This window comes from Dehalobacter sp. TeCB1, assembly GCF_001707455.1.
Taxonomy (GTDB): Bacteria; Bacillota; Desulfitobacteriia; order Desulfitobacteriales; family Syntrophobotulaceae; genus Dehalobacter; species Dehalobacter restrictus.
In genome coordinates this window covers 63731-89026 of the sequence record NZ_MCHF01000002.1, presented here as the reverse complement: position 1 = coordinate 89026, position 25296 = coordinate 63731, and the positions used below count along the sequence as shown (strand labels likewise).

The window sequence follows — 25296 nt, the reverse complement described above, 5'->3', positions numbered from 1 at the left end:
TTCCGCCTGGAAGATCCTTTTTCAGTGTTTCCGCAATCTGCCGGTCAGGATGCTTCCTAACAGATGAGCGCCAATACCAAGCGCGGTCACAACCCCTGTCAATAGGCCCACCCTATTTGCCGTTACTTTGATCCCAGGAAGCTTTACATCTGGTAAGTGTTCAAAGAATGGAACGTCTCCATCGGGAAACTCCGGGCTGGCACAGCCGATACAAGGGGTATTGGCTTTTACCGGCCAGCTTAGATGCTCTCCGTTCCACTGGCGGACAGGGCAATCTGCATAGGTGACCGGCCCTTTACAGCCAATCTTATACATGCACCACGGTTCTCCCGGCTTAGCGGCAAAGATGCTGTTGTCAAAATAATCCCGCCGCTGGCAAAGGTTATGGATTGTTTCTCCATAGAAAAGTTTGGGCCGGCTATAATCATCAAGTGCTGGCTCACCGTACTGAATTAAATGGTTCAAAGTGCCCATCATCCATTCGGGGTTGATTGGGCATCCAGGCACATTGATAACTTTTCTGTCTAGAGCAGCCTGTAATGATACACATTTAGAAGGGTTCGGAGCTGCAGCATAGATCCCTCCGAACGCTGCGCAGGTACCGGCAGCAACCACGTAACGAGCTTCAGCACCCAGTTCCCGCACTGCCTGCAAAGCCGTCCAAGCCTTGCCGTTCCGATAACCGATCACAGAATACAGGCCATTGGATCTCGTTGGGATGCTCCCTTCAACCACCAGGATGTATGCCGCTTTATGATTTTTCTGGAGATCATCAAGAACATTGATGGCATCACTGCCTTCGGACGCCCCCAAAAGATAATCAAAACGAAGCTCTGCAATGCTGCTGATCAACTCCTGGTAGCCCGGATCCTTGGCATTAAGAAGGGAAAGCATGTCGCCGGCACAGGTATTCGTCCCGAGCCAGATAATGAGAGGTTTTGCTGGAACATCTTTATTCACCATACCCTTACATCCCTTCTGCGGTCTTTCGTACCCTGTTATCTTATACTTTGCGATTTTTTCAGTTCAAAGAATATTATTACCGCATGCTATTGCACTATACGAGATTTGCAGGTCTATCCTGTTTTGTTCAGGCATAAATAATTATGATTAGCCTTTCTCAAGGTTCCCCGGAAGGATGAACGAGCCATGAACTTTAAACGATTTATCTTAAGTCTGATTGTGATTGTCTTGTTAATTACAGGCTGCAAAATCATCTGGAATAGACATTTAATAACCGTAAACGCAGCCGCAGTATCCCCAGTTTCCGATTGGGAATATGAGGCCGTAATGAAAAGGGATATTCTATGTCTGATGCTGGCCTATCCCGAAACCATTACCGGTGTGGATAAAGTATCCGGAAATGAGGTCTATGTCCTTTTAAAATCCGGGAAAAAAATCTTATATGATGACAGAAAAGAAAAAAACGCCTGGCAGAAATCGGGAAACCCCGATCTCCAGGATATGATGGATCAGCTCTACTCATTGTCCAAGATTACCGAAGTTTTGCCTAATTACTACAACCCTGGCTGTGCAAGAGTTTATCCGCTTCTGAAAGAAGTCTACGGAATGAGCAAGAAATCAATCCTGTCCAATCTGATCAAAGTCAGCATTGGCTACAAGTATGTAGAGTTTAACGGGAACAATAAAGCTGCAGAATCCTTAAAGGCGGTTATGAAAGAACTGCTTCCGTTGTCCCGCCAAAGCCATAAGGTGTACGCTGCTTCTTTTCCAAGCAGCGGGGCTTTCAATTACCGGCTGATCGGCGGTACAAACAGGCTGAGTTCCCATGCCTACGGTATCGCAATCGATCTTAACAGTAATAAATACGATTATTGGCGCTGGTCCACCCGTGAAGAAGGTCAGAAAAGGCTTAATGCCTATCCCCAGGAGGTCTCTGCTATCTTTGAAAAATATGGTTTTATCTGGGGCGGCAAATGGGGAAATTTCGATATTATGCATTACGAATACCGTCCGGAAATCATTCTGAAAGCGCGTTATTTTTCCGAAAGACCCGTCTCGGGGATTCCATGGTATGACGGTTTGCAAAGCAGCCAGGAAGCCTGGGAATATATCTGGCTGATTGAAGAAAGCCTGTAGCTTTATATGCTTATCGTTCAGTCAACCTGAATTGCGAACAACACTGAATCGTGAACATCCTGGCGGTATTTTTTCTTTCATGATACAATTATTCACAAATAATACATTACTATTTCATCCCATTTTTGGTAATATTAATCATTATATACAAGTTGATCTGTTACGTTGAATATGTACGGGAGTTTTTACTCTTAGGAGGTCCTGAAACATTGAATAAAAGACAGTTGGGGCAGCGGGGCGAAGATATGGCTTTGGAACATATTAAGGAAGCCGGATTGAACATTATCCAGCGCAATTATCGCTGTCCCAAGGGAGAGATCGACATTATCGCCAGGGATGGGAAAACAATTGTATTTATCGAAGTCAGACTGAGGAGCTCCAATATCCGGGGATCCGCAGAAGAAAGCATCGGCCTCTGGAAAATCCAAAGGCTTAAAAGTATTGCCTCGTATTATCTTCTGGAACAACACTATCATCAATGGCCGCAAATCAGGTTTGATATTTTCGCCATTAACATGGCTGAAGGCGTTCCCGAGTTCAACTGGATCCAAGGGGCACTATAAATGCTTATTTTCTTTCCGTTTCTGTCTAATGTTCTGTCTAATGTTTTTGTCTGACATTCTGTCTGATTCCATAAATATCGCCAAAATTCAACTATATTAATCCATTAATGTAACTTTATAGAAGGATATTTGCTGTCAGAAGCGAATTTTGTTTTTGAGGTGAAAAAAATGTTTGCTTCTGTCAGCGGAATGTCTGTCGACAATCTCTCAGCCCAGCCGGTCAGTGTCGAAGTGGATATTGCCAATGGTCTTCCCTGTCTGGAAATTGTAGGCCTTGCGGCCACTGCTGTGAAAGAGGCCAGAGACAGAGTCCGGTCAGCGTTGAAAAACTCAGGCTTCGATTTCCCTTTGAAAAAAATTACAGTTAATCTTGCTCCTGCAGACCTGCGCAAAGAAGGCTCCGGTCTGGATTTACCGATCGCTTTGGGTATATTGGCTGCCATGGAAGAACTGAATAACTCCGTATTGAACCGCTATGTTTTTGCCGGTGAACTTTCCCTGGAAGGCCTTTTACGTCCGATACCAGGTGTTCTGACCATGGCGCTGGCTTTAAAAAGCGGGCCGGAAAAACAAGTCCTGATTATACCGCCTGCGAATCTGGCCGAAGCAAGGCTTGTAACCGAAATAGAAAGTGCAAGCGTAATCAGTCTTGCTGAGTTAGTGGGGATTCTGAACGGAGAAGATCATTTTTCCGTTATTCCTTCCCCGCCCTCTGCTGAAATCTTTGAAAAGGTATCTGTGGACTGGTCGGATATTCACGGGCAGATGCAGGTCAAACGCGGACTGGAAATTGCCGCCTGCGGGGGGCACAACCTGTTGATGGTTGGTCCGCCCGGCTCTGGGAAAACGCTGCTGGCCAGAGCATTTGCCGGGGTTCTGCCGCCGCTCACGGTTGAGGAGAGTCTTGATGTGACTCAGCTTCACAGCCTGACTGGTATTATCCGGGGAAATGGGCAGCTGATTACGCAAAGGCCTTTCCGCAGCCCTCACCATACGGCTACAGTTGCCGGAATCATCGGCGGGGGACAGAAAATTAAGCCCGGGGAACTTGCCCTGGCCAATCACGGTGTTCTCTTTCTGGATGAGCTGCCTGAGTTTTCCCGGGAAGTCCTCGAAGCACTCCGTCAGCCGCTCGAGGACCGAAAACTGACGTTAATCCGTCTGAGAGGCAGAATGGAGTTTCCGACACGCATTTGTGTCATCGCTTCGATGAATCCGTGTCCGTGCGGCTATTTTGGAGAGAATGGCCGGGAATGTTCCTGCACGCCACTTCAAATCAGCCACTACCGCGGAAAGGTTTCCGGACCCCTACTGGACCGGTTTGACATCCAGCTGGAAGTCCCTCGTTTAAGCTATGGCGAGCTAAAGCGCGGGGATAACCGGGAAACCTCCGTTATGGTTCAGGAACGGGTGATCAAAGTCAGAGAACTCCAGCAAAAAAGATTAAAAGGAAGCCGGACAAATTCCGAGATGACCGGTCGCGAAACAAAAGTGCTGTGCCAATTGGACAGCGCCGGTGAATCCCTCCTGCAAAAAGTTTTTGATAAAAACCTCTTCAGTGCCCGGGCCCACGACCGTATCCTGCGTGTAGCCAGAACGATCGCCGATATGGCCGAATCTGATAATATACAGGCGGAACATCTAGCCGAATCATTGCAGTACAGGGCTTTGGACAGAACGAAGACGAATCAATGAAGTAATCAAATAAGTTCAGCAAAGTATAATCATAAATTTAATTACAAAAGATAATCCATATGTACATACACGAACAATCTGGGTCACTCCATAATATGGATATATAGTTCAGTTAAAGGAGTGATCCGTTTGCATCATCAGGTTCACAAGGGAGACAATTTATCTAAGATTGCACGCCAGCACGGCGTGACTGTCATCATCTTATTAAATTTGAATCCCCATTTAAGAAAGCGCAGACATCGTATTTATGTTGGTGAAAGAATCAGAGTAAAATAGTTGGAAATATTGGATACGTCATTGAATAAAAATCAAAAAGGAATAGCCGCGTACAATGCAGCTATTCCTTATCTGTTACTGAAATAAATTCTATTGTAATCCTTAAGTCTCAAATCTTTTTTATGTACACTGTATGCCGGTCCCAATCTCAGATATTACCCGAGTTTATACTGTGTCCCGGCGATTATCTCTTTGATCGGCGAGAAACTCTGCCTGTGGATTGGACAAGGACCAAAGCGGTTTATTACCTCCATGTGCAGCTTGGTTCCATAACCCTTGTGTTGATCAAAATGATATTCCGGATAAATCTGATGCATCTCATCCATCAGCGCATCCCTGGTAACCTTGGCCAGAATTGAAGCTGCGGCAATACTCGCACTAAGAGCGTCTCCACCAATAATGGCTTTCTGAGCCGTATCCATATTCAGCATGTCCCTGCCGTCAATAATGACGTAATCAGGGTTGATTTTCAGGTTTTCCAGGGCCCTTATCATCGCCAGCTTTGTGGCCCTTAATATGTTTAACAGGTCAATTTCGCCGGGCGTCGCACTTCCCAGTGCAAAAGCAACAGCCTGCTTTTTGATTTCTTCAGCTAAGTTCCTTCTTTTCTTTTCCGATAATTTCTTCGAGTCATTCAGGCCGGGAAGCTCAAACTCCCTTGGCAAGATACAAGCAGCGGCAATGACAGGACCGGCAAGCGGACCTCTTCCTGCTTCATCTATACCGGCAATCCGTGAATATCCTTCAGCAAACAAACCTTTTTCTATCTCCAGGAGTTTCCCTATCCTTTCGATTTCATCCATTCCTTCATCTCCCCAGCTGAATAAAATGTGGCACATACTCTAGAGACCAGTCTCCGTAATGTATAGAAGCGTCAAATTTTTAGTCCATAGTCACTTTGGCAATCTTACCGCTGCGGAATTCACGAAGAAAGATCTGGGCGGCTTTGAAGGTATCAATTCTGCCACCGCTGACTAGACAGCCCCTTCTGCGGCCAATCCCTTCAAGATCGGTCTCGTTTTCCCCAAGTTTGTAAAAGCTTTGCAGTTCCAGAGGATAATTCTGTTTAAGCCAGGCGAGCAGCCACTGAGCAAGTTCTTCCTGATCGAACACTTCATCTCTTACCGCACCGGTCACAGCGAGTTTCCTGCCTACTTCAGGATCATCAAATTTGGGCCAAAGCATACCCGGAGTATCAAGCAGCTCGACTTTATCATGTATCCTGATCCACTGGTTGCCGCGCGTAACACCTGGTTTGTTGCCCGTCTTGGCTTGTGAACCGCCGGTCAGCTGATTAATCAGCGTAGACTTGCCAATATTGGGTATACCAACAACCATGACGCGAATAGGTCTTCCCCGCACTCCCCTGGCGGCCAGCCGTTCTCTTTTATCCGTCATCAGTTCCTCGAGCAGCGGGACAATTTTTTTGACGCCAACATTGGTCATGGAACTAATCGCTAAAACAGGTCCTTCCTTGCCAAGTTTCACAAGCCACTGGTCAATCCTCTTTTTGTCAGCAAGGTCCGATTTGTTGAGCAAAAGCAAGCGGAGCTTGTTCCCAAGCAGCTGCTTCAGCAGAGGATTCCTGCTGCTCAGTGGCAAACGAGCGTCTCCCAGTTCCATGACAATATCAACCCAAGCCAGTTGTTCTTCGAGCTTTCTTTTCGCTCTGGTCATATGACCAGGATACCATTGAATGTTCATAATCCTCCATAGAAAACAAAAGAGCTGAATTTCTCCAGCTCTTTTCCATCTTCTCTGTTATTAGCGGCGTTCTCTGATTCTGGCCGATTTGCCGTAACGGTCACGCAGATAGTAAAGTTTCGCTCTGCGGACAATACCTTTACGTACAACTTCAATCTTGTCAATACGCGGAGAATGAAGGGGGAATGTTCTTTCTACACCTACTCCGTTGGAAACACGGCGCACGGTGAAAGTCTCCCTTAAGCCATCGCCCTTCCTTTTAATCACAAGCCCTTCAAAGACCTGAATACGCTCACGAGTACCCTCGATAATACGTACATGTACTTTGACTGTATCTCCAGGACGGAATGAAGGAATATTATCTTTAAGCTGCTGCTCTTCAATCATACGAATATAATCCATAATAAATTACCCCCTTCCTTGCCTAGATGTTCTTAACTTCTTACATCAAGCCAGAGGACCATCCGTTTTTTACACTGTATCATATTACCACACACACCAAAAATGCGCAATATGCTATATCTTTTTTACTAAATCTCTAGTTAATTTCCTCTAGTTAATTTCCTCTAGTTAATTTCTTCAAGTTTTCGATACAGCGTCAATTTTTGCTTGTCCTTCATATCTGCTTTTCATTTCTGTTTTTCTGATCTTTCTGATTCCAGGATTATATAAAACGGCCAAACCAGTATTTTCCAAATCCAAGTTTTGCCAAATAGGCTGTCCGCGTTGGCTTCCATAGAGAGATCGATGGGCTTGGTTTTTTATAATACTGAACCGATGAATATCGGGCCCGACCGAACCCGGTATTCATGATTCAGGTACCCTTTCCTTTATAGGTATATTCCGGCTTTGCCCCCCTGGACAGAAGATAGATATTTCTTGCCACAACATCCGCCTGGTAATGCGCAAACGCACCGGCTTTCGGTGCGTAGGCCCCCATTACCGGAAGCTTTACCGCTGCAGCATCACCAATGGCATAGATTGTCGGGTAATTTGTTTCCAAAGTGTGAAGGTCTACTTGAACAAATCCGCTGCTATCCACCAAATTTGACTTTCGTAATACCTCCGGGGTCCAGTGAGGCGCAATACCTAACAAAAGATCCGCAGCAATTTTCGTGTCATGATCCAGGATCAAAGCTTTTTCCTCAATCCTGAGCACTTTCGCTTCCGTGATCAATTTTATCCCTTTTTCAGCAAGCATTTTCCTTACACTTTGCCCAACCTTGGGCTTGGCTAATGGCTCCGGGGAGTAATCTGGCGTCACCAAGGTAAGCTCAATTTTATTTTGAATTCCCCTTTTCCGAAAAAACTGGTCCAAAAGAAACATTATTTCATAAGGAGCAGATGGACATTTGTATGGCAAGCTGGATATAAAAAAAACAATTCGTCCGGAGGAGAAATTGTTTAATTGCTGATTTATCTTTCTTACCCCATCAAAATCATAAGCATTTAAAGCATATTCTGTGAATCCGGGTACGGTCTCCGTGTGATACTCCACTCCCAAAGAAATAATCAAATAGTCAAAAGGCAAGACTCCCTGATTTGTTGAGACCTGATGTCCGGTTAAATCAATTTTTTGTACTTCCTGATGCAAAACATGGATATTCTTCTTTTTTAAATTGGTTAACTTCCTTGTTATATCCGCTGGTTTTCGCTGACCGATCATAAGGAGTGGATAAGAGGCTGCAAAGTGATGATTGAGTTCCCGGTCCACGACCGTTACCTGCATGGAATCCCCCGCCACATTTTTAAGAATATTGGAGGCAACAATACCGCCGATTCCCCCACCCAGAATTAAAGTGTTTTTCATAAGCTCACCCCAGCACTATTTTCTCCGAAAAAAAACACTTTATTCTTGTGCCTTGTCAATTCAAAAAATAACCAATTAATGGCCTCTGAGCCTGTCCAAAATAATTGCCGCAGCTGAACGGACAGACAGATGATTATAGTCTCCGAAACCGTAAACCGGCTTCAGAATATAATCTGCTTTTTCCATTTCTTCCTTTATGATGCCCCAACCTGTTCCGAAAAGCAGCAGAAAGTCCTCATCAGTTTCCTCGAGCTTCCGGCGCAGGTCGGAATATTCAATCGTATTCCGGTACAGTCTCGCATCCGTTGCAACCGTGAATAATTTCTTGCCGGGATTCTTGATTTTGATTTCCTGGACAGCTTCTTCCAGCGTCGAGGCAAGCTTCACTTTCTCAAAAGCTTCATATCTATTGGGATTATATTCAGCGCCATACCCTTCCCGCCAAAAGCCCATGATCCGCCGGGCTAGATCCTGCTGAGCCGGACCGGGATGGACAACATAATAGGTATTCACTCCATAAGTAGTTGAGCTTCGGGCAATATCGTGCAAGTCAAGGTTGGTTATCGACGTTGCGATCTGCTCCATATTTTTGTTGTAGACAGGTGCGTGAATAAGGGCTACATATAGTTCTCCCATTATTTCCTCCAGATCTTATTAAATAGTAATCTAGGGTTAGTCTGTGGGTCACAATACCGCTTTTCGGCCGTTGTGTCATCCTTGACACAAAAGGCCGCGCTACGCAATCCTGCTCCGCTCACAGCGGAACTGTGGCCCCCAGACTGATCGTAGGATTATTTACGCAGATCTGCATGCCAGAATGCAGATCTTTCTTCAGACGCATAAGCATTCACTTCGTAAGACGGCACTAGAAACGCCACGGAGGGCACAATAGCCGATAGCGGTAGTTTTGGCAAGCAGACCTGCCACAATAGGTCTTTATACTACTCGCTCTTAATTCGTTGTCTCCGCTTCAGAGCAGGCTTTAAATGCTCCCATTTCTCGCGATAAATCTTAATCTCCGGATGATCGAGCGTAAGTTCCTCTAAAAGCGGATAATCTGTTTGCTGAAACTCTATCTGCGGGATTAAATCACTTCTTTTCAGGAGAGTCCTTCTCAGAGACTCTTTTCTACGCCAGCGCTCAATATTGGCGTGATGTCCTGAAAGCAGAACCTCGGGCACCTGCATTCCTTCAAAGTCGGGAGGACGTGTATACTGAGGATACTCGAGCAGACCCTGACTGTGGGAATCATCCTCCTGAGAAACACTGTTCCCGAGAACGCCCGGCAAGAGCCTTGCCACCGAATCAATCATCACCATCGCAGCAAGTTCTCCTCCCGTTAAAACATAATCTCCGATGGACATCTCCTCATCGACCAGGACGCGTATTCTCTCGTCAAATCCTTCATAATGGCCGCACAAAAGAACTAACTCATCATATCCAGCCAGTCTCAAAGCTTCCCGCTGCTCAAATTTTTTTCCCTGAGGCGAGAGCAAAATAATTCGGCGGCTTCCTGCAGGCTCCGGCAAATTCCGGACAGCCTTGAACAGAGGCTCCGGCTTTAGAACCATTCCCGAGCCCCCGCCATACGGGATATCATCCACATTTTTATGTTTGCTCTCGGCATAATCGCGGAAATTAACAAGCGCTATCTCAAGCAGGCCCGCTTCCTGAGCCCTTTTCAGAATGCTTTCTTTTAATGGCGCAAACATTTCCGGAAAAATCGTCAGTACCGTAAACTTCATACGCAGCCTCTCTTTATGCTAAGACTCATCATCGAGTAACCCCGGAGGCAAAATGACATCCATTCTTTTCGCCGGGACATCCACCTTTTTGACAACGGTTTTTAAAGCCGGAACACAGAATTCGGTTTTTTCGCCGCGGACAATATAGATATCGTTCGAACCAGTTTCCTGAACTCTTATCAAAGTCCCCAGCAGAATATCATTCTCGTAAACCTGCATTCCCTCAAGCTCAAAGTAATACCAGCGGTCTTGCAGCGGAGGAATCTCCGATCGGTCTAGTCTGACCTCAAATCCACGGATCTTTTCAGCATCCTCCCTAGTAGCAATGCCTTCCAAAGTCAAGAACACGATACCTTTCGGATCAATCCTTACCCCCTGGACATGAAATTTTTTTTCAGTCCTTCCATCAGACAGATAAATTTCTTTCAGATCCCTGAACCGCTCCGTATTATCCGTAATCGGATATACCTTGATTTCTCCTTTGACACCCTGCGGTTTTAGGACCTCTCCAATTAATACACTTTCCAAGGCGTTACGCCCTTTCCTTTATAGAGTTCCGCGATCCATCATCCCATTTAAAGAAAACTTGGCCGTCGTCAGTTTTAGCTGCCCTTAGATGGTTCAGAAAGCACTTAGCGTTTTTCTAAACCAGTAAAGTCAAAAAGGGCCTGAGCCCTTTCCAACCTTACTGGTCAATATCAACAATAACCCTGCGTCCGTCTTTCACGGCCGCAGCCTTGACAATTGTCCGGATAGCGTTAGCGATCTTACCCTGTTTACCGATCACTTTGCCCATATCTTCCTGAGCAACTGTCAATTGAAGGTGCACAGTTCTCTCTGTAGCATTCTGAACCACAATAACTTCTTCAGGATGATCCACCAATGCCTTAGCTAGTACCTCTACGACTTCTTTCACAGGAGTCACCTCCATGCTTACTTGGATTTATGAAATTTCTCCATAATTCCGGCCTGACTGAGCAGAGATTTTGCGGTATCCGAAGGTTGAGCTCCCTGAGTCAGCCATTCCAGCGCTTTGATCTCATCTATCTTGATTTCATGAGGATTTTTGGTAGGATCATAATAACCAATTTCCTCAATTGCCCTGCCATCACGGCGGGATGCTGAGTCGCATACTACAAGACGGTAGAAAGGATTTTTCTTTGCACCCATGCGGCGCAAACGAATCGTTGTTGCCATAATTTCACCTCCTCCAACAAACTCTAAACCCATATATTCAACAACATCAATGATATTTGGGAGTCCGCAATGATTTAAAAGGAATATCTGATTGTTTAAATTGTGTTTAAATCGGCACTATATCTGGAAAGGGAATTTTGGGAAAGATTTCTTGCCCTGTTTTTTCCCTTTTTTCCCTTTCTTCGTACCGCCTTTGACGGCTCCTCCCATCCCTGGGAGTCCGGAAAGCTGTTTCATCATTTTCTTGGTTTGTTCATATTGCTTAAGAAGCCTTCCAACATCGACAACCGTTGTTCCGCTCCCTTTCGCTATCCTTTTTTTACGGGAGTCCTTGATCAGGATCGGTTTTCTTCTTTCATCCGCTGTCATCGAACAGATGATGGCTTCCGCCTTGTAGAACTCTTTCTCATCGATCTCGACGCCTTTCAGCTGCTTGCCGATTCCAGGCAGCATTTCCAGCACAGACGACAAAGGACCCATCGAGCGCAGCTGTTTGATCTGATCAAGATAGTCATCCAGCGTAAGCTCTTGTTTACGGATTTTCTCTTCCAGTTCCCTGGCTTTTTTCTCGTCGACATTCTGCTGGGCTCTCTCGATCAGAGTAAGCACATCGCCCATACCTAAAATCCTGGACGCGATCCGGTCAGGGTGAAAAACTTCCAAAGCATCCATTTTTTCACCGGTTCCGGCAAATTTGATCGGGCAGCCGGTCACTGCTTTGACGGAAAGCGCCGCACCGCCGCGGGTATCCCCGTCAAGCTTGGAAAGAATGACACCGTCAAGTCCGAGCTGTTGGTGGAAAGCATCGGCAGCATTCACTGCATCCTGACCTGTCATGGCGTCGACAACCAACAATATTTCATGCGGTTTGACATTTCCTTTGATTCTGGACAGTTCATCCATGAGTTCTTCATTAATATGCAGCCGTCCGGCAGTATCGATGATGACGACATCATTGCCATTTTTTCTCGAGAATACCAGACTCTCGGAAGCGATCTTCACGGGATTTTCCTGACCAAGAGAAAAAACCGGAACCTTGATCTGTTCCCCCAAAACTTCCAGCTGTTTAATTGCAGCAGGACGATAGATGTCACAGGCGACCAGCAGCGGGTGCTTCCCCTGCTTTTTCAGCATATTGGCGAGCTTGGCGCCATGAGTGGTTTTTCCGGCTCCCTGCAGTCCCACCAGCATAATAATTGTCGGCGGTTTGGAGGAAATCGATATTTTGCTTTCACTCCCACCCATCAGACGGATAATCTCTTCGTGGACAATTTTTATCACATGCTGCCCGGGAGTAAGGGATTCCAGTACTTCCTGACCTACAGACCTCTCCTTGATCCGGGCAATCAGTTCTTTGACGACCTTGAAATTGACATCTGCTTCAAGCAGCGCAATTCTAACTTCACGCAGGGCCTCTGTAACATCGGCTTCGGTTAATTTACCTTTTCCTCTAAGTCTTTTGAAAGTAGCCTGGAGTTTTTCGCTTAGACCCTCAAACATTGCCATCCCGGCGTCCCTTCTTTCCCCATCGTATTTTTATTCGCTATTCGAGTGTATCTGCGATAATCTCTTTGATCCGCATATTTATATCCAACTGACGTTTCCAGGCAGATCCGCTGGAGAAATCTTCTTGTTTTGCTTCTTCCAGCAAAGACTCTATGCGGTGGAATTTATCTCTTTCCTGGATAAATCGGAAAATGAGTCCAAGCTTGTGCTCATATCCCTCCAGAATCTTTTCAGTTCTTTTGAGTAAATCATAAACTGCCTGGCGGCTGATGCCTTCTTCGGCAGCAATCTCAGACAGTGAGTAATCCTGCTGATAGTACAGATCCCATATTTTTCCTTGCTTTTCTGTCAGCAAGGGGCCATAAAAATCAAATAACAAGGCTTTTTCAGCGATTTCTTTCATTTTGATATTCCGGCCTCACTGTAAAGTATTTTTGCTTTACACCATCTGTATCTTATCCAAAAATACCTTCGGTGTCAAGTTTTTTACTTGCGTGTGTTTTTCACTTACTGTTGGATTGGGATTAGCAAGTCAAAATAATAAGAAATTTGTAAATCATTGTCTGGTTTTAGCATTTTTAGAACTGGTTCACTTTATTTATTATCTTTTATTATTTATGCGTATAATTGACTTTATGATCAATGTATTTACATTTTAATGTATAAATTGCTATTTTTTCGTGGTAATATATTACATATATTTCAGAAAATCAAAGAAAATTCCGATAATATGATTGATAAATACTGTACGGAGAAATAAATATGAAAGTAACAAAGAATAAGACACTGATTTTTGTTTTCATTGCTGTTTATTATCTTTTTTACCTTACTGCGACCATTAGCCAATCCGATTTTTGGGGAAATATTCTCTCGCCGGTTGGTGCACTGATTTCATTTTTTCTGCTTTTGCAGGCCTATTATAAATCAAGCCAGCCAAAGTATGTTCGTACCATCTGGCTGTTTTTTTCTTTTGCTTCCCTTTTTTGGGCAGTCGGTGACTTTATGTGGGACTATTCTGTTTGGATACTTGGAATTGATCCAATAGATGATTTGTTTGTTGCAGCCCTGTATTTTGGCACCAATCTTTTTCTTTCGATCGGTTCTGTCATCTTTGCCCTAAACCGTTTCAGAAGATGGAATGTCCTGCAGCTACTGATTGACAGTCTGGCGATGTCTGTTTCCATTCTGCTGTTGATTTGGATCATTTACTTTGATGCGAACTACGAGAACCTTTATCTCGTTTCCAGAGGCGGCTGGACTTCAGCTATGAGCATTCTTCTTGATATTGGCATGATGACCGGTATAGCCATCTGGTTCTTCTCAATCCGGGCCGGTAATATCGCACCCTCCGTCCGGCTTGCAACAGGTGCCGTTTTGGCCTTTGCTTTGATCGATCTGGTCTATTATTATCTCTATCTGCATGATCTTTATATTCCGAATTCAGTGATTGATTCGGTTTATATGGCGACATTGCTAGGCATTGCGCTCAGTGCGCTTATAACACCCGAGGATATAAAAGCAGGGGCTGATGATACTGAGCTTTATGGGGATTATTCCAACGAAGGTTACCGGAATCAGGGGCTGCTCTTATTGGTAGGTCCAATTATCATTCTGTTTTTCGTTGGATTCGATATTCAGAGCTTATTGATTTATCTCATCATTATCTTTCTTCATGGAATACTGAGCAATCATATTCAGAATTCCATCAGAGACCAGCATCTCTTAAGAAGAGAAAAGGAGCTGAACGCTGAACTTGAAAAGCGTATTGATGAACGCACACGGGAGCTTTCGGAAAAAGCCAGAGAACTCGAGAAGAAAAACCGCCAGCTACATTATCTTTCCAGTCAAGATATCGTAACCAAGCTTTATAACCGCCGCTTCTTTCTGGAAGCTGTGCAGGAAAAAATCAAAAGCTGCCAGGACGATCATATTCTCGTCCTGTTATTTCTCGATATTGACCGGTTTAAAACAATTAATGATGTTTATGGCCATATTATCGGAGATAAACTGATCATTGCACTTTCCAAGCGTCTCCAGAAATTTATCGATCCTGAACATGACCTGCTGGCCCGCTTCGGCGGTGATGAATTTGTGCTGGCGTTCCATGGCAAATATCACAACGGAGATATTGAGAACCTGGCTCAAAGTATCATCGCCATCTGTGCAGAACCAATCCAACTCAGTAAATATACATTCCACATAACGATCAGTGTCGGGATCTCCATTTACCCGCATGATGCTTCAAGTCTTGACGCCCTGATCCAGAATTCCGATATAGCGATGTATGAGGCCAAAAAAATAGGGTTCAATAAATACGTCTTTTTCAATGAGCAAATCAATGCGATCCTCCAAAGGAATCTAAAGCTTGAAATTTTATTGCGAAAAGCGATCTATGATAAAGAATTTTCACTTCATTACCAGCCCCAGTTCAGCATACCGGATAACAGTCTTATCGGGATTGAAGCACTGCTCCGCTGGAATAGTCCAGCTGAAGGTTCAATTCCTCCGAGCGAATTCATTTCGATTGCAGAAGAGACAGACCTGATTATTCCGCTTGGAGAATGGGTGATGAACAGGGCGATCCGCCAAATTGCCGAATGGAACAACCGTTATCAGACCACTCTGAAAATGGGCATCAACGTTTCGATCAAACAGCTAAATCATAAAGAATTTGGGGAAATGATCAAATCAGCAATCAAGTTCTATGCTGTTCCTCCGGAATGGATTGATATGGAGATCACTGAAAGCATAGCAATCGAAGATGCCTACGATATTCACGAGATTACCAAAACGATCAGGGATATCGGAATCTCTGTCTCAATTGATGACTTTGGGACCGGTTATTCCTCTTTAAATCATTTGAAGATGTTCCCATTCGACCGCATAAAATTTTCCAAGCTCTCAATTGATCATATTGTCAATGATGAGTTTGACAAAGAAATTGTGCGTTCGATTATTGTGCTGGCGAATTTTATGAAAATTAAAACCATCGCCGAAGGCGTTGAAACTGCAGCCCAATACGACGTGCTCAAAGAATTGGGTTGTGATCAGATTCAAGGCTACTATCTGGCCAAGCCTATGCCGGCTAAAGAGTTCGAAAAAGTATTTTTCAGCCTGCCCCAGCAACTTATTTTAGAAAATTCTTCAGTAAATTCTTCAATCATTTCTTTATGAAATTTTACAGGATTTCCCTTGTTTTACTGAGTCGGCAGGATAGCGAAAAGCTCAGACTTCAGACGCTATTCTCCTGGCTCTTTTTTCTGCTTCGCGGCAGATTTTCTGCTCATCAAGTGTCAGCAGTCTCCCGTCTTCCATCAGGATCTTTCCGTCGACGATCACCGTTCTGACATCCCCGCCCCTGGCACAGTAAACCAGATGCGAAGGTATTGAGAACCTCGGATAGAAATGCGGCTGATCAAAGTCAATCGAAATCATATCCGCTTTATAGCCGGGCTGAAGTTTGCCTAGATCCTTCAATCCTGCCACGGTTGCCCCTCCGTCCGTCGCCATTTTCAGAACTTCATAGGCTTTGAGGTCTTCAGGGGAGCCAAGCAATTTTTGCTGGAAGGAAGCCGAACGCATTTCCCCAAACATATCAAGATCATTATTGCTGGAAGCACCATCTGTTCCGAGTCCGACAGCAATCCCCCGCTTAAGCATTTCCGGAATCCGCGCTGTTCCGCTGCTCAGCTTCATGTTGCTTTCCGGGTTATGGGCAACCCCTACGTTATACCTTTTAAGGATATCAAGTTCGGCATCATTCAGGTAAACACAATGGGCAGCAATAATCTGTCCTCCCAGTATACCCTGTTGTTCCAGCCAGCAGAGCGGCGTTGTTCCATATCTCTCCCTGATTGTAGCGATTTCGGATTCTGTCTCCGCGAGATGGATATGGATGCCGGCTCCTAACTTATCGGCCTCCTGTTTTACAGTCAGCAGAAATTCTCCGGAACAAGTATACGGGGCATGCGGGCCAAACATAATCTTAATTCGTCCGTCCCCGGCATTATGATATTTCCGGAATAATTCAATATTTTCCTGCAGCGATCTGTTGCCGGCTTCTTTATTATGATCAATCATGCCGCGGGACAGCAGTGCTCTGGTCCCTGATTCCAAAACTGCCCTGGCCGTTTCTTCTTCACTAATATACATATCCGTCATGGTCGTCGTACCGGAACGGAGCATCTCACAAAGAGCAAGCGAACTCCCCCAGTAGATATCTTCCGGTGTCATTTTATCTTCAAAAGGCCAGACCTTTTCCTGCAGCCAAGGCATAAGCGGCATATCATCGGCATAGCCGCGCAGCAGTGTCATTGCAGCATGCGTGTGCGTGTTAATAAGTCCGGGCATCACGACATGGTTGGTTAAATCCAGGACTCTGTCCGGATTAAAACCCGCCGGGGCTGTTCCTCTCTCCCCGACAGAAACAATCCGGTCCCCGTCTATCGCAATTTCTCCCTGCGGGTAGAAATCCTGCGCATCGGTCATCGGCAAAATCATCGCTCTGATTAGATACCTGGACATTGTTTGTTACCTTCTTTCTCTTCTATATTATTTGACCCCTGTTTGCAGAAAAAAACGGCTTAAATGAACCTGTACAGAAATCCATTTGAGCCGAATGTTTTTTTCTATTTTGTATTATCTTACCAGCATCTTCACCATATTTACAGAGTAGGGCGGGGATATGATCCCTTTTTCCGTAATAATCCCGGTAATATATTTTGCCAACGTAATATCAAAAGCAGGATTGTACACACTGACTTCATCGGGAACAATCCGTACATCCATGATTTTTCGAACTTCCTGATCGTCCCGCTCTTCCACAGGGATCTCGTCCCCTCCAGATATTTTCAAATCAATGGTCGTTGTCGGTGCCGCCACATAAAACGGAATTTGATGAGCAGCAGCCAGCACGGCCAGCGAATAGGTTCCGATCTTGTTGGCCGTATCGCCGTTGGCGGCGATACGGTCCGCCCCTACGATAACCATATCGACTTTCCCCTGCTGCATCAGATAGCCGGCCATATTATCCGTAATCAACGTCAACGGGATCTGATCCTGAAGGAGCTCCCAGGCCGTTAATCTAGCTCCCTGTAAAAGGGGTCTCGTTTCGCCTGCAAAGACATGAATTTTTTTCCCGGATTCATGTGCAGTCCTAATAATCCCCAGAGCTGTCCCAAATTCAACCGTAGCAAGACTGCCTGTATTGCAGTGCGTCAGGATATTTGCTTTTTCCGGAATCAGCGTGTTGCCATATTCCCCAATACGTTTATTCATTCTGCGGTCATCTTCGGCAATTTCATTCGCTTCATTGATTAAAGCTGCCCGAATATTTCCGATATCATTCATATTCAGAAATTCTCTGAATTTATCTTCCATTTTTCTAAGTGCCCAAAAAAGGTTTACAGCAGTTGGACGTGTTCCTTCCAAAACGGCTCGAACCTCATCCATATAATCTTTAAAGTCTTCACCGCTTCCGCGGTATTCGGCAGCCCCCAGCGCAAAGCCGTAGGCTGCAGCCGCCCCGATTGCCGGAGCTCCGCGAACTTCCATATTTTTTATTGCCTCTGCCATTTCTTTGTAAGAATGTATTTCGCGGTATTGTTCGACAAACGGCAATTTCGTCTGATCGAGTATCAACAAATGATCTCCCTGCCATTGAAGCGCTTTCACACGATTTCCGCCTTTCTTAAGAAAACTTGGCTGGTGTCAACCTTTAAAATAAGCCTGCTTCTTTGCTTCCGGTAGTACAGTAACACCGCTGGTCATGATCCATGATCTTACAGGTGCTTTCCACCAATGCTGCCACAGTTTTGCTCAACAAGTCCATAGTAGCGATTACTTCGGCATGTGTCAATGGGTCTTTTTTAATGCCCGCAGCCTGATTGGTTACGAGGGCCATGGTCGCATAGCACATTCCAAGTTCCCTGGCCAATACCACTTCCGGAACTCCGGTCATTCCTACCAGGTGCCCGCCCAGCATCCGGAACATGTTTATTTCCGCCGGAGTTTCAAAACGGGGACCTTCGGTACAGACATAGACCCCGCCGTTTTTCACGTTTAGGCCAGATCTTGCTGCACCTTCTATGATATGATTACGCACATCGGGACAGTAAGGTTCCGAAACATCGACATGCAAAACCCCCTGTTCCCCATCCTCAAAAAAAGTCGCCGCGCGGCTTTTCGTAAAATCGAGGAACTGGTCCGGCAAGACAATATCACCGATTCGATAAGCTTCAGACAGGGAGCCTACTGCACCTGTCGACAGAATCTTTTTCACGCCTATTTTTTTGAGGGCCCAGATATTGGCCCGGTAATTAATCAGGTGAGGCGGGTAGGTATGCTTTGCACCATGTCTTTTTAAAAACACCATTCCAATCCCGCCGATGAACCCTTCAGCCAGCGGAACAAAACCATACGGCGTTTCAACTGTCTCCTCGGTCCTATCGTCAAGCGCCAGATTTTCAATTCCGGTACCGCCAATCAGTGCAAAATCCAAGACTATTCCTCCTCAGAACGGTCAAACAAGGCCCTGGCAAATTCTCTCGGTTCAAAAGGCCTTAAATCTTCTGCCCCTTCACCGATTCCAATCAATTTTACCGGGATATCCGCTTCATTCCGGATCCCCAGGATTACACCGCCTTTAGCTGTGCCGTCCAACTTGGTGAGTATGATTCCTGTCACATCGACTGCTTCCTTGAACAGTTTCACCTGCTGGATGGCGTTCTGTCCGGTCGTCGCATCGAGTACCAGCAGCACCTCGTGCGGGGCATCCGGAACTTCGCGCTCGACCACCTTTTTGATCTTGGTCAATTCTTTCATCAGATTCACTTTATTGTGCAGTCTTCCGGCAGTATCGATCAATAGGACATCTGTATTCCGGGATCTTGCCGCATGAAGTGCATCGAAAGCCACCGCAGCAGGATCAGCCCCCTCCGACTGTTTGATGACCTCTGTCCCGGACCGTTCTCCCCATACTTCCAATTGCTCGATCGCTGCTGCTCGGAAAGTATCCCCTGCCGCCAGCAAAACATTTTTACCCTGGCCCTGCAGATTTTTGGCCAGCTTGCCGATCGTGGTCGTTTTTCCTACACCGTTGACACCAACGATCAGATAGACGGTGGGCTTGGAATCTGCAAAAGACAAGGGAATCTCTTCACCCAATAGCGCAGTAATATGTTCCTGCAGTACATCCCTCAGCCCGGAGCGGTCGTTAATTTTTTGTTCTTTGACGGATGCACGCAGCATTCCAACCAATTTCAGCGTTGTATTGACACCCACATCTGATTGAAGTAGAATCTCTTCCAATTCTTCATAAAGATCTTCATCAATTTTGCCTGAGCCGGTAAAAAGCTGTTCAACTTTGCCGACAAAACCTTCTCTGGTTTTGGTCAGGCGCTCTTTAAGTCTGGAAAATATTCCTGCCACTTCATCTTCTCCTATCAAAGCAATATTGGCACAACTGAAATTTTAGCACACTCGGTTAATTCTAACAACTCGGTCCATTCGACCAACCCTGAGGCTGGAACATACATTCTGAAATTTATTTACAAACTATTAAATTAATCTTGGGTAAGTCTGGTGGCCACAATACCGCTTTCCGGCCGTTGTGCCATCCATGGCACAAAAGGCCGCGCTGCGCTATCCTGCTCCGCTCACAGCGGAACTGTGGCCCCCAGACTGATCATAGGGTCATTTAAGCAGATCTGCATGCCAGAATGCAGATCATGTTTTGTATGGTATTTCCCTATGTTTTACTAGTCCCACGACTCCGAATAACACTAGCATAAAAAACTTTGACTTACTCCAAATTAAGTCTCCGTGATGGATAGCCAGCGTCAAGCGGAGCATGGAGTGCGGAGCGCGGCTGTTTGCGCCACGGAGGGCGCAATCTGCCGAAAGCGGCTATCCATCATGGAGACTAACCCAAGCAAAGCTAATTGTACAAAGCTAATTTTAAATCGCCGGTGCTTCCAGTCTGTCTTCAAGCTCAACAGTCAGCAGCTTCGATACGCCTGATTCTTCCATAGTGATTCCATACAGCCTGTCCGCGGATTCCATGGTTCCCCTGCGGTGCGAAATAATAATAAACTGCGTATGTTTGGATAGTTTGCGCAGATACTGCACAAATCTTTTGACGTTGACTTCATCCAGGGCCGCCTCAATCTCATCCAGGAGGCAAAACGGACTCGGTTTGACTTTCAGGAACGCAAACAGCAAGGCAATCGCCGTAAAGGACCTCTCCCCGCCTGACAGAAGCGACAGGAGCTGTGCCCTTTTGCCCGGGGGCTGGGCCATGATCCTGACTCCGGTCTCCAGAAGATTGTCCGGATCATCCAGTAACAGTTCAGCTTGTCCGCCGTTGAAAAGCTGTTTAAATACTTCTTTGAACGCTTCATTGACGGCCGTAAAGCCTTCCTGAAAACGTTCGATCATGCTCTTGTCTAGTTCCCCGATCAACTCCTGAAGTGTCCTTCCAGCCTCATCCAGATCATTTTTCTGGGTGGACAGGAATTCAAATCTTTTCAGCGTTTCCGGGTATTCCTCAAGGGCTGTATAATTTACGGGCCCAAGTTCTTCGATTTTTTGTTTGTAAAAAGCAATCTTCTCCTGTAAAGAGTCTTTCTTTTCAGGCGAAAGATAGCCTAACGCGTCTTTCCAAGCCAAGTGGTATTCTTCCTGAAGGCGGTCATTTCCGGATTCCCATTCACCCTGCCAGCGGGCAATTCGGAGCTCATTTTGATGAATCTGCTGTTCCATGTCCCTGGCCTGACTCCGCAGCATCTGAATATCCTGTTCCTGCTTGAGATTATTCGCTGAGAAAGATTCTTTTTCCCTGCGCAGTTCGATAAGCTTGAATTTCTGGGCATTTATTTGAACTGTGTATTCCCGAACACTATCTTCCTGTTGTTCCTTGCCGGAATACAGTTCCTGCTCAGCCTGTTGAAGCCCCACGATCTCCTTGTTTTTTTCTGCGATCAGGTCCTTATTAACCAGAATCCGCTCATTTTCCTCAGTGATCTGCTGAATGATCTGGTTAAACTCCTGCTCCGATCTGGCAGCCTCAACTTTGGCCGCAGTAATTTTTTCCGAGATTTCCTGCGCCTCTGAAGTTTTTTCTTTCAGCAGTTGTTCCTGTTCGGTCTGCTCTGACTGCAGAGCCAGAATCTTCTGTTCTGTTTCGTTCAGTAAGTGTCTGGTTTCTTCATATTTGACAGCAAATGCTGTCAGCTCACTGCGGACTTCATCCAGTTCATACCGGATGACCCGGAAATCCTGTTCCAGTCGGTTCATTCTTTCCTCGTGGTGTTTGCTGTCCACATCGATGATATCTTTAGCCCCATTAATTTTCAGCAATTCCATATCAATGGTTTCTTTCGCTTCCCCGAGGCCTTCCATTTCTTTCTTTATGGCAGTGTATCGCTGCTTCTTTTCTTCCAGTTCGGCCTGCATGTCCTTAGTCTTCAAAGACAGTTCTTCAATTTCTCTTGCTCTGCTTAAGAGGCCGCTGCTTTGAGATCTCGTGCTTCCGCCGGTAAGCGACCCACCGATGTTGACCTGGTCACCCAAGAGCGTCACTACCCTGACCCGGTATTGGTTAGCTTTAGCCAGCTCAATCGCAGAATCCAGATCGTCTGCAACCAGAATTCTTCCAAGCAGCGACTCCATAATATCTTTAAAACGCGGCTCAAACTTGACCAGATCAACTGCCAGACCCTGAAAACCGTGATGCCGTCTTGTTTTGTCATCAAGTGACTGCCTCGTTCCGCGGATTGCATCCAAAGGCAGGAAAGTGGCCCGGCCACTGTTCGTCTTTTTCAAGTATTCAATACATTTTTTCCCGTCCTCGGTCTTTTCCACAATAATGTTCTGCAGGGAACTCCCCAAAGCGGTTTCCACTGCAAGCTCATATTTGGCCTCTACTTCGATATTGTCGGCCACTGTACCGAATATAGTCTCACAGGTAATTTGGCCTTTCCGGTAAGCCAGAACCGTCTCCTTGACGCCCCTGTTATACCCCTCCAGACTGTCCTGGAGTGTATGGAGGGCATGAAGTCTCGCCCCGGTCTGGTCAATTTTACGTTGAAGCTCCGAGTACGCAGTCTCAGCATTTTGTTGTTCCAGCCTGTTGTTTTGGATCGTCTTCCTGATATTTTCTATTTTTCCCAGAAGTTCGATCTCTCTGGCTTCCAGTTTTTGTTTTTCCTCGATTTGGGCAGTAACCTCCTGAAGCACAGATTCCTTCTCTGCTTCTTTGGCTTTGATGTTTCGGGTATATTGTTTCTCTTGCTGAAGAAGAGCTTCTTTCTTTTGATTAATTTCAGCAATTTCACTAGCCAGTTTGCTCTTGTTGGAGAGTTCTTCAAAGATTTCCGTTTTCAGCTCTTCCAGACGCGCTTCCCCGCTTAATTTCCGAAGCTCTTCCAGCTGTTGTTCTTTCTCTTTTAAATCCCTAGCTGCATTTTGGAGAATCTCCTGCAGAAGTGTTTGCTTTGCAGCAAGGTTTTCTTTTTTTTCAACGGATGCGGCCAGCGTTTCCTGTGTGGCCGCCAGTTCTTTTTGCAGGCGCCCAAATTGTTCCTGGATATAGCCGCTTCTCTCGGAAAGCAGGGACAATTCGTGTTCTGCTTCGTTCATTTTATTTTCGAGAGCGTATATTTCCCCCTGCAGGTCTTGAACACGCTGCTCCAATTGGTTCAGTTCGTACCTGCCGCGTACGCTTAGGTTTTCTTCTTCATTGACCCTCGTTGTCAGCGCCGTAAATTCCTGACGCAGCGTCTCTTCGGAGGTCTGGGCATTGGTCAGCTTACTGTGTATATCAGAAAGTTCATTAACGATTAAATTAATCTCGAGCTTTTCCAGCCCTGAGATTAATTCCTTGCTTGTTCTGGCTGTGTCGGCCTGTTCGGCTAACGGCTCGATTCTAGCTTCGACTTCGGCAATAATATCGCTGAGACGATCGACATTTTGCCGGGTATCCTCAAGTTTTCTCAAAGCTTCTCTCTTGCGCAGGCGGAACTTACTGATGCCGGCGACTTCTTCGATCAGGAGACGCCTTTCATCAGATTTCAGATTCAGAATCTCTTCAATCCTGCCCTGTCCGATAATTGAAAATCCTTCTTTTCCCGAGCCGGTATCAAGGAAAAGTTCCTGAATATCTTTTAACCTGCAAGGCGTCCGGTTGATAAAATACTGCCCTTCTCCATCCCGGTAAACCCGGCGGGTAATGACAACTTCCTCATAATCCAGCGGAAAGAGACCTGAAGCATTATCAAAGAGCAGAGATACTTCCGCCATCCCTACAGGCCTGCGGGACAAACTTCCGGCAAAGATGACATCTTCCATTTTGCTTCCGCGGAGACTCTTGGCACTTTGTTCACCAAGCACCCAGCGTACAGCATCGGCGACGTTGCTCTTGCCGCTGCCGTTTGGTCCGATAATGACGCTCATGCCCGGCTGCAGGTCAATTTTTGTTTTATCTGCAAAAGACTTAAATCCCTGAATATGAATCGATTTGAGAAATAATTCCGCGTCCATTCCAGGTATCACCAATTTATACCTCCCATGCTTTCAGCGCAAAATGGGCTGCCTGCTGCTCTGCTTCTTTTTTGGTCTTACCGATTCCTTTTCCCTGCAGTTCACCATGAAGATAGACCCCTGCAGTAAACCGCTTATCGTGGTCGGGTCCTGTCTCTTCAATGATCCTGTAGCAAACCTCATATTCCTTCTTTTGCGCTTTTTCCTGAAGCATGGTTTTGAAATCTCCATAATTTCCTTCGTTAAGTTCCAGAATCTCCGGAACAAGCATGTCGAGTATGAATTTACGAACTTTTTCAAAGCCATACTGCAAATAAATCGCTCCAATGACTGCCTCCAGCGCATCGGCAATGATGGACGGCCTGTCCCTGCCACCAGAGGATTGTTCCCCTTTACCCAGAAAGAGCGCCTGGCCCAAGTTAATACTGCGGGCTTTTCTAGCCAGCGTCGTTTCATTGACGACTGCAGCCCTCATTTTGGTAAGTTCACCTTCAGGCTTATCCGGATAGTTCTGATAGAGATACTCGCCAATGATAAAATCCAAAACGGCATCGCCTAGAAACTCCAGCCGCTGATTATTCTCCAACCCGCTGTTGGGATTTTCAAAAGTAAAAGAAGGATGCGTCAGCGCTGTAAAAATCAGTTCGCTTTGCAGGTTTTCCAACCCTAACTGGCTGATAAAGGATTCAACTTCTCCCGTTTGTTCAAGGTATTTATTCCGGGAGCTCTTATGGAAATACGCGCGGCGGTTTCTTTTGGCCATGTATTGCTCCTTTCATCCTAAATGAGTTAAAAGCCCCGTAGTAGCCTAACTACGGGGCCTCGGAACTAGGCTTATTGGTTCTCTTGCACATACTTCACAACATCAGCAATGGACTGAATATTTTCCACCTCTTCATCGGCAATATCAAGGTTGAATTCCTCTTCAAGTGCCATGACAAGCTCAACAATGTCCAGAGAATCTGCGTTTAAAGCCTGGAAAGTCGTGGTAGGAGTAATTTCATCTTCGCCTACTCCCAGTTGATCAATAACGATTGCTTTTACCTTTTCGTATACATCCATTTATGCCACCCCCTCTCAGATAGTTTATTTCTTACCCTATTATTCTGAGCAGTAAAGTCTTTTATTCAGAATTGTACCAGTATTTATCAATAATGCAAGC

24 protein-coding genes are annotated in these 25296 nt (G+C 45.7%); 5 read left to right on the top strand and 19 right to left on the bottom strand.

Annotated elements, in window-relative coordinates:
* Window positions 1-21 precede the first annotated feature (21 nt).
* A complete protein-coding gene (locus tag A7D23_RS00420) occupies window positions 22-963 on the bottom strand; it encodes a hydrogenase small subunit (RefSeq protein ID WP_025205375.1) in 942 nt (313 codons plus the stop codon).
* 186 nt (window positions 964-1149) lie between these two features.
* Here A7D23_RS00420 and A7D23_RS00415 point away from each other — a divergent pair, with 186 nt between their 5' ends.
* The 4 genes from A7D23_RS00415 to A7D23_RS16510 all read left to right on the top strand — a co-directional run bounded on the left by A7D23_RS00415 (window position 1150) and on the right by A7D23_RS16510 (window position 4634).
* Window positions 1150-2100, top strand: a complete 951-nt coding sequence (locus tag A7D23_RS00415; RefSeq protein WP_019225635.1) for a M15 family metallopeptidase — start codon at window positions 1150-1152, stop codon at window positions 2098-2100.
* A 209-nt stretch (window positions 2101-2309) separates the two neighbouring features.
* Complete coding sequence (locus A7D23_RS00410; protein WP_019225636.1) at window positions 2310-2663, top strand: YraN family protein; 354 nt, start codon at window positions 2310-2312, stop codon at window positions 2661-2663.
* 168 nt (window positions 2664-2831) lie between these two features.
* Window positions 2832-4358, top strand: coding sequence for a YifB family Mg chelatase-like AAA ATPase (locus A7D23_RS00405; protein WP_025205374.1), 1527 nt, complete (start codon window positions 2832-2834; stop codon window positions 4356-4358).
* 120 nt (window positions 4359-4478) lie between these two features.
* Entirely contained in the window at window positions 4479-4634 is a 156-nt protein-coding gene (locus A7D23_RS16510) for a LysM domain-containing protein (RefSeq protein ID WP_256364967.1), read from the top strand.
* A 155-nt stretch (window positions 4635-4789) separates the two neighbouring features.
* On the opposite strand, the gene A7D23_RS00400 is transcribed toward A7D23_RS16510, so the two are convergent.
* The 11 genes from A7D23_RS00400 to ylxM form a co-directional block, all read right to left on the bottom strand.
* Entirely contained in the window at window positions 4790-5437 is a 648-nt protein-coding gene (locus A7D23_RS00400; RefSeq protein ID WP_019225638.1) for a ribonuclease HII, read from the bottom strand.
* Window positions 5438-5516: 79 nt separating this feature from the next.
* Entirely contained in the window at window positions 5517-6338 is an 822-nt protein-coding gene (ylqF, locus tag A7D23_RS00395) for a ribosome biogenesis GTPase YlqF (protein WP_019225639.1), read from the bottom strand.
* 60 nt (window positions 6339-6398) lie between these two features.
* Window positions 6399-6740, bottom strand: a complete 342-nt coding sequence (rplS, locus tag A7D23_RS00390; protein WP_015044180.1) for a 50S ribosomal protein L19 — start codon at window positions 6738-6740, stop codon at window positions 6399-6401.
* Between the two features lie 412 nt (window positions 6741-7152).
* The gene (locus tag A7D23_RS00385; RefSeq protein ID WP_019225641.1) at window positions 7153-8148 is read right to left on the bottom strand and encodes an FAD-dependent oxidoreductase; all 996 of its coding nucleotides are present in this window, start codon (window positions 8146-8148) and stop codon (window positions 7153-7155) included.
* A gap of 75 nt (window positions 8149-8223) precedes the next feature.
* Window positions 8224-8784 carry an RNA methyltransferase gene (locus tag A7D23_RS00380; protein ID WP_019225642.1) on the bottom strand — a complete coding sequence of 187 codons (561 nt, stop codon included), beginning with the start codon at window positions 8782-8784 and terminating at the stop codon, window positions 8224-8226.
* Between the two features lie 305 nt (window positions 8785-9089).
* Window positions 9090-9893, bottom strand: coding sequence for a tRNA (guanosine(37)-N1)-methyltransferase TrmD (gene trmD, locus A7D23_RS00375; RefSeq protein WP_019225643.1), 804 nt, complete (start codon window positions 9891-9893; stop codon window positions 9090-9092).
* A gap of 18 nt (window positions 9894-9911) precedes the next feature.
* Window positions 9912-10421, bottom strand: coding sequence for a ribosome maturation factor RimM (gene rimM, locus A7D23_RS00370; RefSeq protein WP_019225644.1), 510 nt, complete (start codon window positions 10419-10421; stop codon window positions 9912-9914).
* Window positions 10422-10578: 157 nt separating this feature from the next.
* Window positions 10579-10809 (bottom strand): KH domain-containing protein, encoded by a 231-nt coding sequence (locus A7D23_RS00365; protein WP_015044186.1) that lies wholly within the window; start codon window positions 10807-10809, stop codon window positions 10579-10581.
* 17 nt (window positions 10810-10826) lie between these two features.
* On the bottom strand, window positions 10827-11090 hold the full coding sequence (gene rpsP, locus A7D23_RS00360) for a 30S ribosomal protein S16 (protein WP_015044187.1): 264 nt from the start codon (window positions 11088-11090) through the stop codon (window positions 10827-10829).
* Between the two features lie 117 nt (window positions 11091-11207).
* Window positions 11208-12590, bottom strand: a complete 1383-nt coding sequence (ffh, locus tag A7D23_RS00355) for a signal recognition particle protein (protein ID WP_025205371.1) — start codon at window positions 12588-12590, stop codon at window positions 11208-11210.
* 43 nt (window positions 12591-12633) lie between these two features.
* The gene (gene ylxM / locus A7D23_RS00350) at window positions 12634-12999 is read right to left on the bottom strand and encodes a YlxM family DNA-binding protein (RefSeq protein ID WP_019225646.1); all 366 of its coding nucleotides are present in this window, start codon (window positions 12997-12999) and stop codon (window positions 12634-12636) included.
* 359 nt (window positions 13000-13358) lie between these two features.
* Between ylxM and A7D23_RS00345 the strand changes: the two genes are divergently transcribed.
* Window positions 13359-15770: an EAL domain-containing protein gene (locus A7D23_RS00345; RefSeq protein ID WP_019225647.1), complete on the top strand. Its 2412-nt coding sequence runs from the start codon at window positions 13359-13361 to the stop codon at window positions 15768-15770.
* A gap of 51 nt (window positions 15771-15821) precedes the next feature.
* Here A7D23_RS00345 and A7D23_RS00340 read toward each other — a convergent pair whose 3' ends face one another.
* From A7D23_RS00340 to acpP, 7 genes are all read right to left on the bottom strand, one after another.
* Window positions 15822-17120, bottom strand: coding sequence for an amidohydrolase (locus A7D23_RS00340; RefSeq protein ID WP_019225648.1), 1299 nt, complete (start codon window positions 17118-17120; stop codon window positions 15822-15824).
* 114 nt (window positions 17121-17234) lie between these two features.
* Window positions 17235-18269, bottom strand: a complete 1035-nt coding sequence (gene mtnA / locus A7D23_RS00335; protein ID WP_019225649.1) for an S-methyl-5-thioribose-1-phosphate isomerase — start codon at window positions 18267-18269, stop codon at window positions 17235-17237.
* A gap of 43 nt (window positions 18270-18312) precedes the next feature.
* Entirely contained in the window at window positions 18313-19095 is a 783-nt protein-coding gene (mtnP, locus tag A7D23_RS00330) for an S-methyl-5'-thioadenosine phosphorylase (protein ID WP_019225650.1), read from the bottom strand.
* A 2-nt stretch (window positions 19096-19097) separates the two neighbouring features.
* Window positions 19098-20024 (bottom strand): signal recognition particle-docking protein FtsY, encoded by a 927-nt coding sequence (gene ftsY, locus A7D23_RS00325; RefSeq protein WP_025205370.1) that lies wholly within the window; start codon window positions 20022-20024, stop codon window positions 19098-19100.
* Between the two features lie 528 nt (window positions 20025-20552).
* Window positions 20553-24146 carry a chromosome segregation protein SMC gene (smc, locus tag A7D23_RS00320; RefSeq protein WP_015044195.1) on the bottom strand — a complete coding sequence of 1198 codons (3594 nt, stop codon included), beginning with the start codon at window positions 24144-24146 and terminating at the stop codon, window positions 20553-20555.
* 4 nt (window positions 24147-24150) lie between these two features.
* Window positions 24151-24897 carry a ribonuclease III gene (rnc, locus tag A7D23_RS00315; protein WP_015044196.1) on the bottom strand — a complete coding sequence of 249 codons (747 nt, stop codon included), beginning with the start codon at window positions 24895-24897 and terminating at the stop codon, window positions 24151-24153.
* Between the two features lie 71 nt (window positions 24898-24968).
* On the bottom strand, window positions 24969-25196 hold the full coding sequence (gene acpP, locus A7D23_RS00310; protein ID WP_015044197.1) for an acyl carrier protein: 228 nt from the start codon (window positions 25194-25196) through the stop codon (window positions 24969-24971).
* Window positions 25197-25296 lie beyond the last annotated feature (100 nt).

Bases quoted from the DNA above. Each gene is read 5' to 3' on its own strand.
- acpP (WP_015044197.1), bottom strand. From the start codon at position 25,196: ATGGATGTATACGAAAAGGTAAAAGCAATCGTTATTGATCAACTGGGA.
- A7D23_RS00345 (WP_019225647.1), top strand. From the start codon at position 13,359: ATGAAAGTAACAAAGAATAAGACACTGATTTTTGTTTTCATTGCTGTT.
- A7D23_RS00405 (WP_025205374.1), top strand. From the start codon at position 2,832: ATGTTTGCTTCTGTCAGCGGAATGTCTGTCGACAATCTCTCAGCCCAG.
- A7D23_RS00415 (WP_019225635.1), top strand. From the start codon at position 1,150: ATGAACTTTAAACGATTTATCTTAAGTCTGATTGTGATTGTCTTGTTA.
- A7D23_RS00400 (WP_019225638.1), bottom strand. From the start codon at position 5,437: ATGGATGAAATCGAAAGGATAGGGAAACTCCTGGAGATAGAAAAAGGT.
- A7D23_RS00420 (WP_025205375.1), bottom strand. From the start codon at position 963: ATGGTGAATAAAGATGTTCCAGCAAAACCTCTCATTATCTGGCTCGGG.
- ffh (WP_025205371.1), bottom strand. From the start codon at position 12,590: ATGTTTGAGGGTCTAAGCGAAAAACTCCAGGCTACTTTCAAAAGACTT.
- trmD (WP_019225643.1), bottom strand. From the start codon at position 9,893: ATGAAGTTTACGGTACTGACGATTTTTCCGGAAATGTTTGCGCCATTA.
- ylxM (WP_019225646.1), bottom strand. From the start codon at position 12,999: ATGAAAGAAATCGCTGAAAAAGCCTTGTTATTTGATTTTTATGGCCCC.
- rnc (WP_015044196.1), bottom strand. From the start codon at position 24,897: ATGGCCAAAAGAAACCGCCGCGCGTATTTCCATAAGAGCTCCCGGAAT.
- rpsP (WP_015044187.1), bottom strand. From the start codon at position 11,090: ATGGCAACAACGATTCGTTTGCGCCGCATGGGTGCAAAGAAAAATCCT.
- A7D23_RS00340 (WP_019225648.1), bottom strand. From the start codon at position 17,120: ATGTCCAGGTATCTAATCAGAGCGATGATTTTGCCGATGACCGATGCG.
- A7D23_RS00385 (WP_019225641.1), bottom strand. From the start codon at position 8,148: ATGAAAAACACTTTAATTCTGGGTGGGGGAATCGGCGGTATTGTTGCC.
- ylqF (WP_019225639.1), bottom strand. From the start codon at position 6,338: ATGAACATTCAATGGTATCCTGGTCATATGACCAGAGCGAAAAGAAAG.
- rplS (WP_015044180.1), bottom strand. From the start codon at position 6,740: ATGGATTATATTCGTATGATTGAAGAGCAGCAGCTTAAAGATAATATT.
- A7D23_RS00380 (WP_019225642.1), bottom strand. From the start codon at position 8,784: ATGGGAGAACTATATGTAGCCCTTATTCACGCACCTGTCTACAACAAA.